A 13196-nucleotide genomic window follows, 5' to 3' on the forward strand; every position below is an offset into this window, starting at 1 on the left:
TACGCCTCTGGAAAGCACCGGCTGAGTCATCCTGCCGCAGCCTGCACCGTTCACTCCACGGCTTCGGGAGCCTTCGCCTCGATGGCCCGAACCCGCCGCCAATCCAGCCCGGCAAACAGCGCTTCGAACTGCGCGTGGTTCACCAGCATCAACCCATCCGTCACGGCGGGCCAGGTAAACGTATGCTCTTCCAGCCGCTTGTAGGCCATCACCAGCCCGGTGCCGTCCCAATACAAGAGTTTCAGGCGATCCGCTTTCTTGGCCCGAAACACGAAGACCGTTCCGGTGAACGGATCCTTGCGCAGCTCGTTCTTCACCATCGCGGCCAGGCTGTCATGGCCCTTGCGGAAGTCGATGGGCTTGGTCGCCACCATGATCCGCACCCGGTTCGACGGGAAGATCACGAGCAGGCCCGCAGCGCGATCACCAGTTCTGCAACACGAGCTGCAGGCGTGGCAGCATCAAGTCGCACCGTCACGGGGCCAATAACCAGATCAATTGTGCCAGTCACGATGGGCGGCTCTGATGTCTGTGTCACGACCACCGGCGCTGTGAACTCCGCCCCTGCCACCTCCGGCACAACCAGCTTGCCCATGCGCGCCAGCGTCCGCCACGACGACAGATGGTTTGCCTTCACCCCGTGCCGCCGAGCCACCTCGTTCACCGTGACACCCGGAACCAGTGTCTCGGCAACCATCTGACCCTTTGCCTCATCCGACCATCGCCGCTTCGCTGCCGGAGCCGCCAGCAACTCCACAAACCTAACGGCCTCCATACTGCGCTCCCGATGGACTCCCACTGACACCTCCCGTGCAAATCTCCGCACGGGCCGCATCGCAGCTTATGGATTCAGCAGGAAGGTGGGATCAGGACAGCGCTTACGGTGAGGTGCAGTCGCACCTGCGGAGGTATACTGAAACACCGTATGGACGGGAGTGGTTAGGGTCAGGACTCGTTCTCGCATCATAGCCAGAACATGACTGTTGCGGCGTGGGCGACGGCGGAGAGGAAGACCTTCGGGCATCCGAGCCGTCGCGGTCGAAGACTTCCTTCAGTTTGCGCCTTGCATGTGCCCAGCAATGGGCCACCCGAATGGGGGCGCCGCCCTTGCGCGAAGGTTTGGTCAGCCGGTTGTAGCCGGTGTAACCGTCGATCTGCAGGGTGCCGTCGAAGCCGGTCAGGAAGGCTTCGGCATTCTCGCCCGCGCGGCCGGGGGCGTAGAAGTAGACCCCGCCGGGCGGGTCCTCGCCGCCCCACGGTCGGTCATCGCGCGCCAGCGCCCAGAGGTATCCGGTCTTCGTCGTCCCGCGTCCCGGGTCCAGCACCGGGGCGGTGGTCTCATCCATGAACAGCTTGGATGAGCGCTTCAGATGTTCGGCCAGCCGGTCGACAACGGGCTTGAGGTGGAACGCAGCCTTGCCCACCCAGTCGGCCAGCACAGCGCGGTGCAGATCAAGGCCCGCCCGCGCCAGGATCTGGCTCTGGCGATACAAAGGCAGATGGTCCGCATACTTGCTGACCAGCACATGGGCGAGCGTCGCCTCGGTCGGCAGACCGCCTATAATCAGATGGCTGGGCGCAGGGGCTTGGGTCACCCCGTCGGTGCAGGACCGGCAGGCATATTTCGGGCGCACGGTGACGATCACGCGCAACTGTGCCGGCACGATGTCCAGCCGTTCGGTGCGGTCTTCACCGATCTTGTGCATGATGCCACAGCCGCAGGGGCAGATCAGGCTGGCGGGTTCGATGACCTCTTCAATACGCGGCAGCGTGGCTGGCAGATTGCCGATGGTGCGCCTGGGGGTGGGCTTGGCCGTCCCGTCACCCGCCTTGGCGGCACGTTGTTCCTTTTCCGCCTCGACCCCGGCCAGCGCGATGGACAGGTCCTCGAATGCCAGTTGTCGCTCATCCTCGGTCAGCTTTTCCGACCGCTTGCCATGCAGGGCATGGTTCAGCTCGGCGATCAGATGCTCCTGGCGTTTGGTGATATCCTTGAGGGCCGCCACCTCTTCCAGCAACGCCTGAACCGCCGCGCGCTGCGCGTCGGGAATGGCGGAAAGGTCAAGGACAGAGGCTGCGGACATGCCCTGATTTATCAAGGATCTCCAGTAAAACCACGCAGAATCAAGTGTCTGATTCATTCTGCCGCAGCTGGCGGGCGAGTTTCCAGCGCCTTGACGCGGCGCCAGTCCAGCCCGGCAAACAGCGCCTCGAACTGGGCATGGTTCAGCGCCATGATCCCGTCTTTGATGGCGGGCCAGGTGAAGGTTGTGTCCTCCAGCCGCTTGTAGGCCATCACCAGACCGGTGCCGTCCCAATATAAAAGCTTCAACCGATCTGCCCGGCGCGAGCGGAACACAAACACCGTGCCCGTGAACGGATCCTTGCGCAGCACCGATGACACCAGTGCAGCCATGCCATCATGCCCCTTGCGGAAGTCGACCGGCTTCGTCGCGACCATGATCCGCACCCGGTTCGAGGGGAACATCATGGGCTGGCAGCCAGGGCTCGCACGACCGACGCAATCCGCTCCGCCGAGGCTCCGGTTTCCAGACGGATCGCCACCGCGCCCGCGACGATCTCGGGCCGGTCCGCGGCGCCCACGGCACAACGGGGTCCATCACCAACCGGGCCGATCATCAACGATGCAAATTCTACCGGATCCTCCGGCGCTGGCAACACCAGCCGCCCTTTCCGCGCCAGCGTGCGCCAGGCCGAAACGTGGTTCGCCGGAACACCATGACGCCGCGCGACAGCATTCACCGTGATACCCGGCGTCAGCGTCTCCGCCACGATCCGGGCCTTCACCTCATCAGGCCACTTCCGGTTCCGACGGCCGCGACCGCCAACCGGGAGAACCTCCAATGTAGTCTCCATGGAGAAAATCCATTCCAACAATCACCAAGGTCCAAAGAACCGATCAGGATGAGAGCCGGAAGGTGGGAGCCAGGAAACGCTTACGCTGCGGCTGTGATAGGTGGCTTTCCGCCCTTTGTGACGCCGGCGTCTCAGAGTAACGCTGCAGGGTCGATGAGCTCTAAGGTGAAAGCCGTGGTACTAGCAAATATAGCCTTAAAGCTATTATAGTATAAAATAGCGCATAAGCTATATTTACAAAATATCACTGCAAGGCTATCAGTACGCCATGACAAACTCTACCGCAAATCCCATTCGAAGCCTGCGCCAAGCCGGGGCAGTTCTGCGTGCGCGGCGGGCTGCGCAGAAGATCAGCCAGAAGCAACTAGGCCTGATGACGGGCACTGCTCAGTCCACCATTTCGGACATCGAAAATGGCGTCGTGTCCGTCAGCCTCGACGTTTATCTGCGGCTTCTAGAAACCCTTGGCTCAGAGTTGTCCGCGACGGACCGTCTGTCCGACCGGGATATGCCCTGAGATGACGCGCATCGCCCGAGCTGGTCGCCGCACACGCCAAAGCAAGACTACCGTCTGGTACGAACGATCCAAGGTCGGCACCCTGACGCGAGCGAACGATGGTGCCATAGGCTTCACCTATGACCCCGCATGGCTAGCGTCCGACATCGCCTTTCCCGTGGCCAGTGCCTTGCCGCTATCCAAGGCCAAGTGGCAAGGCGATCCTGTCGTCGCTGCTTTCGACAACCTGCTGCCCGATGCCGAGGGTGAACTGCGCGAGAAGATTGCCGCAAGGGTCGGGGCGCAGGGTAAGGATGTGTTCTCGCTGCTCTCAGTGCTGGGGCGCGATTGCGTCGGTGCGCTCCAGTTTCTGCCGATGGATGAGACCCCTGCAGAACAGGACATGCAGTATCGCCTTATCTCGGAAGAGGAGATGGTCGCCGATCTGAAAAATCTTGCGGCTGCCCCCCTCGCACAAGGCGACGATGAGGATTTCAGGATTTCCATCGCAGGCGCGCAGGAAAAGACTGCCTATCTGCATGTGGCTGGTCAATGGGCCAAGCCACGCGGCATTACGCCCACCAGCCATATCTTCAAGACACCGATGGGCATCCTGCCCGGACCGGACCAGATCGACCTGAGCGACAGCGTCGAAAACGAGTTGTTCTGCATGAGGCTTGCCCGTGAAATCGGGCTGCCTGCCGCGCATGTCGAGAAGATCACCCTTCGGGGACAGGTCGTGCTGTCGGTCGAACGGTTCGACCGGGTTTGGCAGGGCGAGACTCTCAAGCGTCTGCCGCAGGAGGATATCTGCCAGTCGCTGGGCTATCCTTCCGCGATAAAGTACCAGAAGCTCGGCGGCCCTGGCATCGCGCAGATAATGGAGCTTTTGCGGGAGTCCGACACGCCGGTCGATGATCGGGAGACGTTCTTTCGGGCGCAGATATTCTTCTTCCTGATCGGTGCTTCGGACGGGCATGCCAAGAACTTCAGCCTGCGTCTGGGGCGTCGCGGACGATTCAGGCTTGCGCCCCTCTATGACATCCTGAGCATCGCCCCGGTGGTGCGCGCCGGACGCTTGCAGCGGAAGCGCTACCGCCTCGCCATGTCGGTCGATGGCCATTACGGTATCGACGAGATCGTGCCCCGCCACTTTGAGGCCGAGGGTCGCGCCGCTGGTCTGCCAAAGGGGCGCGCTTTGGAGCTATTGCAGGACATGACCGATCGGCTCGGTCCCGCACTGGAGCGGGCGCTTCTGGCGGTCGGCGATCATGTGCCGGTAGCGGTCAGCGAACCGATCGCAACCGATGCGATGCAGCGGGCGGCGCAGATGAAAGATCTGCTCTAGGGGGCCGGTGCCTTTGTCGCCAACCCCTCCAGCGCCTTGTTGACCTCGCGCGTCATCGCGGCCTGCTGTGCCTCCCAGAGGATGCGGAACCCCTCAGCGAACGTGAGAAAGCCCCGCGCGAAGGTGCGGATCGTGGTCAGGTCCTCTTCGGTGAAAGGCAGCGGGCGACCGCGCAGCTTGGCCTCGTTGAGCTTACGGGCGATGTGGTTGACAGCAGCGCCTTGGGTGGCGACCTGCGCGCCCCAAGCCTTCAGATGATCGATTACGGCCGGATCTGCCGGACGCAGCAGGGCATCCGCAGCACCCATCAGGCAACGCAGTGCGGCGGGGTGGTCGGTGATGCCCCGCTTCTCCATCCCGTCCTTGAAGCCTGCCAGTTCGCGCCGACTGACGCGTATGCTGATCGTTTGGGTGCGCGCCGGGTGCGCGCCTTGGGCCTTGTTCAACGTGTTGTAGATCGTCCGGCGCGAGACCCGGAATTGACGGGCAAGCGCCTTGACAGGCGTGCCTGCGGCGCGGGCCTCGATGATCTGGTGGCGTTCGTCGTCGGTCAGTTTGCGATGGTGGCGCATGTGAAGTTTACGTTCCTATTTCTTGCCAACTTCATCCAAGCCTCCCGCCTCCCAGCGTCAGCGGCGGCGGATCAGAGGCTTGGATTCAATTTCAGTGATTTTGCGAGGTGAGGCGGGATGCAGCGGGCACTGCGCAGAAGACGCGATGCGCCAAGCGAAAAGCACTGAACGCGCCGCAAAGAACGCAATGCGGTGGGCGCGGTGCAGAAGGCACGGGACGCGATGCACGGTCCAGCAAGCGCAATGCACAGGACGCGGTGCGCGATACGCCCAGCAAAGAGCGCAACTCTCATACCGCCAATCCCGCCGCGCGCAGCTGGCAATCGGTCACCAGCCCAGTCGTCACCAGCGCCGCCACCTGCGGGGCGGTGATGTGTTTGCACATCGGGCTGCGGTCGCGGACCCAAGCGGCCAGCCGGGCGTGGTGGTCGGCTGCGAGGGTGGTCTGCGCCTGCCGCTCCTCGGCCAACGCATCGAGGAAGCGCTGCCACCGTCGGTCGGCGAATTAGTTATCCGCGAAACAGACCTTCGACCTCGTGAAGCCCACGCTCTCGGTGGCGTAGGCCTGCACAGCGCGGAGCAGGTCTTCGGGGTCAACACCCTCCTTCACGGCCTCCTCGATCCGGGCAAGGCACGCAGCTTTGCCGCGTTGCCGGTCCTTCGGGTAGGCGGTCCAGATCTTCTCGAACCTTTCATCCGCCGCCGCCGCTTCCGCGCGCTTGCGCGTGGGTGGTTTACGGATGGCTTTAGGGTGGTTTGGGGTCCACCGTGGACCCCCTACCCCGTCCACCGTGGACCCCGTACCGGGTTCAGGCTGGACGGGGTCCACGGTGGACCCCGTCTCGTCATCGGGTTCCGCCATCGATTCCAGTGCCATCACGCGCGCCAGCACAATCCGGTAGATGACGGTGAAACCATTCTTGCAGGGACGGCGTCCGGTCTCGATCAGGATGCCCTCTTTCAGGAAATCGCTGATCGTCCGCTTCACGGTGCTTTCGCCCAGCTCGGTGTGGCGCTGGATTGTCCCTTTGGAGCACCAGATGCCCGAGCCGTCGTCGCTCGCCTTGTCGGCGAGGAACATGATGATCTGTTTACGGGCGGCGCTGCCGAAGCGGCGGTCGGCGCATTCATTCGCGACGCGCCAGCTCATTGCAGGGCCTCAACTTGTACAGGTTTTGTACAGAAATCCCGTTTGCAGCGCTCAATTTCCCGGGAAATCAAACGGGCGTTCTTGCAGCGCCCTTTGCAAGCATCTGAGAAAACGCCATATTTTACTGGGTTTTTTGGTGATCCCGACAGGACTTGAACCTGTAACCTGCCCCTTAGGAGGGGGCTGCTCTATCCAGTTGAGCCACGGGACCACGCGGGATCTTCATGCGGAAAAATGCGTCTGGTTTCAAGCGCGGACTTTGGAGCGTGCTGGGCGGGGGAAAGAAAAAGGGGGAGTGAGTTTTGGCCCACCACTCCCCCTCTGTGTCCGTTGCGTCCGGGTTGAGAGCTTGCAGAACGCGCAGGATTTCACCAGCCGGTCATTGTGGCTGTTAGCGTTAACATATCATCTGATTCGGCCTTGGACAAGGGCTGTATTTGGCGCTAACAAGAAAGGACCCTGCCGCAGAAGGCCGCATCCATTGGCAAAGCCCGTCACGCCCGATTTCCGCCGCACCCTTACCCTGCGCGATGTCTCTGAAGCATCTGGCGTCAGTGAAATGACGGTTAGCCGCGTGTTGCGCAGCCGGGGTGACGTGTCTGACACCACGCGCGAACGGGTGCTGGAGGCGGCGCGGCGGCTGGGCTATGTGCCCAACAAGATCGCAGGGGCGCTGGCGAGCCAGCGGGTCAATCTGGTGGGCGTCATTATCCCGTCGCTGTCAAACATGGTGTTTCCCGAGGTGATGACCGGGATTTCCGATGTGCTGGAAGACACCGGATTGCAGCCGGTTGTGGGCGTCACCAACTACCTGCCGGAGCGTGAAGAGACGGTGATCTATGAAATGCTCAGCTGGCGGCCCTCGGGGCTGATCCTGGCGGGGCTGGAACATAGTGAGGCCAGTCAGGCGATGCTGGCGCAGGCTGGTGTGCCGGTGGTCGAGATCATGGATATTGACGGCACGCCGGTGGATTCCGCCGTGGGCATTTCGCACCGCCGCGCCGGGCGGCAGATGGCCGAGGCGATTGTAGCGGCGGGATACCGGCGGATTGCGTTTCTGGGCACACAGATGCCGAATGATCACCGCGCGAAAAAACGGCTGGCGGGATTTGAGGAAGCGCTGGCGCGTGAGGGGCTGGTGCTGGCCGACCGGGAGTTCTACTCGGGCGGATCGGCCCTGCTCAAGGGGCGCGAGATGACCGAAGCCGTGTTAAAGCGCAGCCCTGATGTCGATTTCCTGTATTATTCCAATGATATGATTGGTGCGGGCGGCTTGCTGTACTGCCTTGATCAGGGCATTGATGTGCCCGGGCGCGTGGGTTTGGCCGGGTTCAACGGTGTTGAACTGCTGGACGGGCTGCCACGGCGGCTGGCCACGATGGATGCCTGCCGTCTGGACATCGGGCGGCTGGCCGCCGAGATCATCGCCGGTAAACGGCCGGACGGGATTGTTGGCGGTGAGATCATCGAACTGTCACCGACCCTGCAGCCGGGCGACACCATCCGGAAGATCTAGGTGGGCGGTACCAGCCGTTTGATCGCCGCCACATGGTCTGCACTGGCAGCCATGGCGTCCTGTGCCAAAGTCTGCGCCTCTGTCATCAGCGCCTCGGGCGCGGTGATGCGGTCAATCAGCCCCCAGTCCAGCGCTTCGGCCGCGTCTATGCGCGCCCCGCCCATCAGGATCATCTTGGTACGCGCGGGGCCGATCAGGGCGGACATGCGCCGCGGATCGGTCGGCTGCGGCAGAAAGCCGAGCTTCATCACCGGATAGAAGAACTTGGCCGAGGCCACTGCCAGCCGCACATCACAGGCCAGCACCATCCCCATTGCCCCGCCGGCCAGCGTGCCATTCAGCGCGGCGATGGTCAGACAGGGCAGCCCGGCCACGCGCGCCGACAGACGTTCCCACACCGGATCGACCGCCAGCCCGGCACGGGCGTCGTCCAGATCCGCCCCGGCCGAAAACACCGTTCCGGCCCCGGTCACGATAACCGCGCGCACGCCTTTCAACTCGGCATGGGCAAGGGCTGCATCCAGCTCTTCCAGCATAAGCCGCGTCAGCGAATTGGCCTTGTCCGGACGGTTCAGCGTCAGGGTCAGCAACCGGCCGTCAAGTTCGACATTGATCATTCCAACACTCCGATAGCGCGGCGGATCGACTCGTCGCGCAGTTTCACTTCTTCGCCCAGCCAAGGGTCGCCCCCCGGACCGCACATCCACACAAGGCACCTGGCGGGCCACTCAGGTGGCACATGAACCGTAGGGTCGAGCGTTGATACCGGGTTGATACCGCTGGCCTTTATCCTGACCTGCATGTCGGTGGCGACCGTTCCCGGTGACAGACCCATGATTCGCAATCCGTTACTGCCTTCTTCCAGATGTGCGGCGCGGGTCAGCATGGCGGCCCCGGCCTTGGCAGCACAATAGGCGCTCCACCCTTCATAAGGGTTACTGGCGGCACCGGAACTGACGGTAATGATTGTGCCGCCACCGGCGGCCTTCATCACCGGAAGTGCCGCGCGCATGCCGTGGAACACCCCTTTCAGGTTGATGTCGATGGACTGGCCCCAGCTGTCTGCATCCGCATCTTCCAGCCGGGCGATGGGGTCGATCATGCCGGCATTGTTGATCAGCGCATCCAGCCGCCCCCAGCGGGCCAGCACCGTCTTCACGGCGGCCTGCATTGCACCTTGGTCCGCCACATCGCAGGGCAGCGCCATCGCGGCACCACCGATCTGGTCGGCCAGCGCCGAGATGTCACCGGCAGACCGGGCCAGCAGCGCCACGCGCCAGCCTGCGGCCGCAAATTCACGGGCCGCTGCCGCCCCGATCCCGCGACTGGCCCCGGTGATGATGACGGTCTTGTCTGTCATGGTCCGCTCCGTTCTGTGGCTGAGACACAGTGTTAGCAGCACCGGCCTGCGTCCGGAAGGTCTTGACCCGCCCGCACTGCGGGGGGAGGATACCGGCCAATCGACAGGCAATTTTCAAGAGGTGCATTATGCGACAGTCAACAGGGGCAGCATCCCTGGCCATTCTGGGGATGTTCCTTGCGTCGCCCGTGATGGCGCAAGTCACGCCGGAAGAGGTCTGGCAAAGCTGGCAGGATCTGGGCGAATCCTACGGTCAGACCCTGGCCGCCGATCAGGTCGCGCGCGAGGGGGATACGCTGGTCGTCACTGGCTTGACGTCCAGCATGGTTCAGGACGGCGCAAGGATCGACGGCCGGATTGACGAGGTACGGTTCCGCGATCTGGCCAATGGCACGGTCGAAGTGACGATGACCGAAACCTACACGATCGACATGACCATGCCCGGCGAAGACGGCAAAACGCAGGAAATTGCCCTTGTCCTGACCCAGCCGGGGCTGAACATGATCGCAGGCGGCAGTGCCGCGCAGACAGATTACAGCTATACTGCACCGTCGATCACAGTGGATATGCAGATCCGCGAAGATGCGGTGACTCTGGCCGATGTGGACAGCACACTGACCGGCCTGACCGGCACCTATGTGATGGAGACCGCAGGCGACGCAAGCGTGCTGGACAGCGCGCTTGCCATTGACAGCATGGCCTTCACCGTGACCGCAGGCGACGTGATCAATGGCGCCACCGCCGTCGGCACTTTGGCTGCCCTGAAACTGGGGTCGGCGGGAAATTTCCTTGGCGTGGCGGCCATGGAAAACATGGTGCAGGCGCTGCGCGACGGGTTCAGTGCCGATGTTGATTTCAGCTATGGTGCCGGTGAATTCACCATTGATGCGGTCAATGAGGGGCGGGCGACCAAGGTGGTTGCCACCAATGAAACCGGGCATTTCCGCGCCCTGATGGGGCAAGAGGCCCTGCGCTATGGTGCTGGCGGCACCGGCGTTTCAATGGTGATGACCGGGGCCGATATCCCGTTTCCGGAACTGAAGCTGACCTATGGTGAGGCGTCTTTTGATTTTCTGGTGCCGGTGATGGCATCCGAAGCGCCCGTCGACTTCACCTTTGTGACCCGGATCGTCGATCTGGCGATCTCGGACGAGATCTGGGCGATGTTCGATCCGACCGTGGCCCTGCCGCGTGATCCGGCGACCGTGATCCTTGATACCAAGGGCAAGGTCCGTCTGACCGCCGACCTGATGGACGACGCGGCAATGGCGGCGCAGGGCGAGGACGCACCGGGCGAGATTCATGCGCTGGATGTGACCGACCTGACCATCAGATTTGCAGGGGCAGAACTGACCGGCACCGGCGGGGTGACCTTTGACAACAGTGATCTGGTCAGCTTTGACGGGGTGCCTGCGCCCACCGGCAAGTTTGATCTGCTGATCCGGGGTGGCAACGGGCTGCTGGACAAGCTGGTCACCATGGGCGTGGTTCCGCAGGATCAGGCGATGGGCGCGCGGATGATGATTGCAATGTTTGCCAAGCCGGGCGACGGACCCGATGTGCTGACCTCCACGCTGGAATTCCGGGACAAGGGATTTTATGCCAACGGGCAGCGCCTGAAATAAGGGGGATGACCGGCCCCCTGTTGCGGGCGGGGGGCTGTTGAGATGACTTGCAGGTAAGGCCCTGACGGACTACCTCGGCCAGAGCACAGTGCAAGGAAACCGCCATGACCGATCTTTCGCGCCTGACCGACGCCCTTCTGTCTGCCGCCCGGCGCGCCGGTGCCGATCAGGCCGATGCGCTGGCGATGGATGGCACCTCGCTGTCCATCGACATCCGGGCCGGCAAGCTGGAACAGGCGGAGCGGTCCGAAGGGGTAGAGATCGGGCTGCGGGTGATGATCGGCGGGCGACAGGCCTGCGTATCGGCATCGGATGTGTCTGATGCGACGATTGCAGCACTGGCGGAACGCGCGGTGGCGATGGCCCGCGAAGCCCCGGTTGACCCTTATGTCGGCCTTGCCGGTTCTGACCAGATCGCCCGCGACTGGGATCTTGCAGCGCTGGAACTGTCCGACCCGGCCCCGGAACCGGGTGCTGCAGAGCTGGAGGCGGCGGCACGGGCGGTTGAGGCTGCGGCGATGGACCGGGCCGGGATCACGCAGGTCGAGGCTTCGGCCAGCTATGGCCGCCGGGCGATGCATCTGGCGGCGTCGAACGGGTTTTCGGGCGGCTATGGCCGCACTTCGCATTCGCTGTCCGCCGTGGCCTTCACCGGGGAAGGCACTGCGATGGAGCGGGACTGGGCCGCCGAGGGGCGCATCTATGCCAGCGACATGCCGGGTGCTGCAGGCATCGGCCAACTCGCCAGCGAGCGCGCCCTGCAACGCGCAGGCGCGGTGCGGCCTAGGACTGGCACGTGGCCCGTGCTGTTTGATGAACGGGTGGCCTCCAGCCTGATCGGGCATCTGCTGTCGGCCACCAACGGTGCTGCGATTGCGCGCGGGGCGTCGTGGTTGCGCGACGCTTTGGGTCAGCAGGTGCTGCCTGCGCATCTGTCGGTGATTGAAGACCCGCACCGGGTGCGCATCGGGGCCAGCCGCCCGTTTGACGGCGAAGGCCTGCCAACGCAACGCCGGGTGATCGTGGAAAACGGCGTGCTGACCGGCTGGACGCTGGATCTGGCGACCGGGCGCAAGCTGGGGATGCCATCGACCGCCAACGCGGCGCGCGGGGCGTCTTCGCCGCCCTCGCCCTCGACCAGCAACATCGACCTCACTCCGGGCACGCACAGCCGCGACGATCTGATCGCGCAGATGGGAACGGGGCTTCTGGTCACCTCGATGATCGGGTCCACCATCAGCGCCACCACCGGCGATTATTCCCGTGGCGCGGCAGGGTTCTGGGTAGAAAACGGGGTAATTCAGTACCCGGTGAACGAATGCACCGTCGCGGGAAATCTGCGTGACATGCTGATGCGGATCATCCCGGCCAATGACGCGCGCGCGCATCTGTCGACGCGCGTGCCGTCGCTGCTGATCGACGGGATGACCCTTGCCGGGGCGTGATCTGGACCTGCTGACCGATGCGGCCCGCGCGGCGGGCGATATTGCCATGCGGTTCTGGCGGCAAAACCCGCAGGTCTGGGACAAGGGCGGCGATCATGGCCCGGTGACCGAGGCGGATCTGGCGGTCAATGACATGTTGAAAGCCACGCTGCTGGCGGCGCGGCCCGATTATGGCTGGTTGTCGGAAGAAACGCCGGACTCGGCAGACCGGCTGTCCGCGCAGCGCGTGTTCATTCTGGACCCGATTGACGGCACACGTGCCTTTGTGGCGGGGGAAGATAACTTTGCCGTGTCACTGGCGGTGGCCGTTGCCGGGCGGGTGGTCGCCGGGGCGGTGATGATGCCTGCGAAAAACAGGCTCTATACCGGCGAAATCGGCGGTCCGGCGCGGTGCAATGGTGTTGAAATCAGGGCGGGCACCCGGGCCGATCTGGTCGGGTCGAACCTGCTGGCGACCAAGGCCAATATGGAAGCCTCGCACTGGCCCGGCGGTGTGCCCGATCTGAAACGCAGCTTCCGCACCTCGCTCGCCTATCGCCTGTGTCTGGCGGCCGAGGGGCGGTATGACGGGATGATCACCTTTCGCGACACCTGGGAATGGGACATCGCGGCGGGCAGTCTGATCTGCGACTGCGCCGGGGCACGGGTGACCGACCGGACCGGAACAGCGTTGCGGTTCAATTCGCCGGGCGCGATGACGGCGGGGGTGATCGCCACCAACCCGGCGCTGCACAGCGCGATCATGGCGCGGCTGTAACGAAAAAGGGGAAAGCCGCAGCTTTCCCCTTTTTTGGTTTTACGCTTTCG

At 63.5% G+C, this 13196-nt stretch carries 15 protein-coding genes, 1 tRNA gene and 1 pseudogene; 6 read left to right on the top strand and 11 right to left on the bottom strand.

Going from position 1 to position 13196, the window contains the following annotated elements:
* Positions 1-50: 50 nt before the first annotated feature.
* The 5 genes and pseudogenes from tnpB (Q7J44_RS11305) to Q7J44_RS11325 form a co-directional block, all read right to left on the bottom strand.
* Positions 51-404: an IS66 family insertion sequence element accessory protein TnpB gene (gene tnpB, locus Q7J44_RS11305; protein ID WP_304879900.1), complete on the bottom strand. Its 354-nt coding sequence runs from the start codon at positions 402-404 to the stop codon at positions 51-53.
* On the bottom strand, positions 401-775 hold the full coding sequence (locus tag Q7J44_RS11310; RefSeq protein ID WP_304879902.1) for a transposase: 375 nt from the start codon (positions 773-775) through the stop codon (positions 401-403). The genes tnpB (Q7J44_RS11305) and Q7J44_RS11310 overlap by 4 nt, the downstream gene beginning before the upstream one ends.
* 250 nt (positions 776-1025) lie before the next feature.
* Positions 1026-2084 (bottom strand): annotated as a pseudogene (locus Q7J44_RS11315) (IS66 family transposase); the annotation flags it as partial.
* A gap of 53 nt (positions 2085-2137) precedes the next feature.
* Positions 2138-2491, bottom strand: a complete 354-nt coding sequence (gene tnpB / locus Q7J44_RS11320) for an IS66 family insertion sequence element accessory protein TnpB (RefSeq protein WP_304879904.1) — start codon at positions 2489-2491, stop codon at positions 2138-2140.
* Positions 2488-2877, bottom strand: coding sequence for a transposase (locus Q7J44_RS11325; RefSeq protein WP_304879906.1), 390 nt, complete (start codon positions 2875-2877; stop codon positions 2488-2490). Before Q7J44_RS11325 ends, tnpB (Q7J44_RS11320) begins: the two co-directional genes overlap by 4 nt.
* 268 nt (positions 2878-3145) lie before the next feature.
* Here Q7J44_RS11325 and Q7J44_RS11330 point away from each other — a divergent pair, with 268 nt between their 5' ends.
* Complete coding sequence (locus Q7J44_RS11330) at positions 3146-3394, top strand: helix-turn-helix domain-containing protein (RefSeq protein ID WP_304879908.1); 249 nt, start codon at positions 3146-3148, stop codon at positions 3392-3394.
* 1 nt (position 3395) lies between these two features.
* Positions 3396-4721, top strand: a complete 1326-nt coding sequence (locus tag Q7J44_RS11335; RefSeq protein WP_304879910.1) for a HipA domain-containing protein — start codon at positions 3396-3398, stop codon at positions 4719-4721.
* Here Q7J44_RS11335 and Q7J44_RS11340 read toward each other — a convergent pair.
* From Q7J44_RS11340 to Q7J44_RS11355, 4 genes are all read right to left on the bottom strand, one after another.
* Positions 4718-5293, bottom strand: coding sequence for a helix-turn-helix domain-containing protein (locus Q7J44_RS11340; RefSeq protein ID WP_304879912.1), 576 nt, complete (start codon positions 5291-5293; stop codon positions 4718-4720). The genes Q7J44_RS11335 and Q7J44_RS11340 overlap by 4 nt on opposite strands.
* Before the next feature lie 289 nt (positions 5294-5582).
* Positions 5583-5762 carry a hypothetical protein gene (locus Q7J44_RS11345; protein WP_304879914.1) on the bottom strand — a complete coding sequence of 60 codons (180 nt, stop codon included), beginning with the start codon at positions 5760-5762 and terminating at the stop codon, positions 5583-5585.
* Between the two features lie 36 nt (positions 5763-5798).
* Positions 5799-6443, bottom strand: a complete 645-nt coding sequence (locus Q7J44_RS11350; RefSeq protein ID WP_304879916.1) for a hypothetical protein — start codon at positions 6441-6443, stop codon at positions 5799-5801.
* Positions 6444-6577: 134 nt separating this feature from the next.
* Positions 6578-6654: transfer RNA gene (locus Q7J44_RS11355), tRNA-Arg, on the bottom strand.
* 270 nt (positions 6655-6924) lie between these two features.
* Between Q7J44_RS11355 and Q7J44_RS11360 the strand changes: the two genes are divergently transcribed.
* Positions 6925-7959, top strand: a complete 1035-nt coding sequence (locus tag Q7J44_RS11360; RefSeq protein WP_304879918.1) for a LacI family DNA-binding transcriptional regulator — start codon at positions 6925-6927, stop codon at positions 7957-7959.
* Here the strand turns inward: Q7J44_RS11360 and Q7J44_RS11365 are convergent.
* Positions 7956-8576, bottom strand: a complete 621-nt coding sequence (locus Q7J44_RS11365; protein ID WP_304879920.1) for an enoyl-CoA hydratase/isomerase family protein — start codon at positions 8574-8576, stop codon at positions 7956-7958. The genes Q7J44_RS11360 and Q7J44_RS11365 overlap by 4 nt on opposite strands.
* Entirely contained in the window at positions 8573-9319 is a 747-nt protein-coding gene (locus tag Q7J44_RS11370) for an SDR family oxidoreductase (protein ID WP_304879922.1), read from the bottom strand. The genes Q7J44_RS11365 and Q7J44_RS11370 overlap by 4 nt, the downstream gene beginning before the upstream one ends.
* Positions 9320-9447: 128 nt before the next feature.
* Here Q7J44_RS11370 and Q7J44_RS11375 point away from each other — a divergent pair, with 128 nt between their 5' ends.
* The 3 genes from Q7J44_RS11375 to Q7J44_RS11385 all read left to right on the top strand — a co-directional run bounded on the left by Q7J44_RS11375 (position 9448) and on the right by Q7J44_RS11385 (position 13146).
* Positions 9448-10944 (top strand): DUF2125 domain-containing protein, encoded by a 1497-nt coding sequence (locus tag Q7J44_RS11375; RefSeq protein WP_304879925.1) that lies wholly within the window; start codon positions 9448-9450, stop codon positions 10942-10944.
* Between the two features lie 104 nt (positions 10945-11048).
* Positions 11049-12389: a TldD/PmbA family protein gene (locus tag Q7J44_RS11380; RefSeq protein WP_304879927.1), complete on the top strand. Its 1341-nt coding sequence runs from the start codon at positions 11049-11051 to the stop codon at positions 12387-12389.
* Complete coding sequence (locus Q7J44_RS11385) at positions 12376-13146, top strand: 3'(2'),5'-bisphosphate nucleotidase CysQ (protein ID WP_304879929.1); 771 nt, start codon at positions 12376-12378, stop codon at positions 13144-13146. Before Q7J44_RS11380 ends, Q7J44_RS11385 begins: the two co-directional genes overlap by 14 nt.
* The last annotated feature ends 50 nt before the right edge of the window (positions 13147-13196 follow it).

It is taken from the genome of Pseudotabrizicola sp. (assembly GCF_030656345.1).
Classification (GTDB): Bacteria; Pseudomonadota; Alphaproteobacteria; order Rhodobacterales; family Rhodobacteraceae; genus Pseudotabrizicola.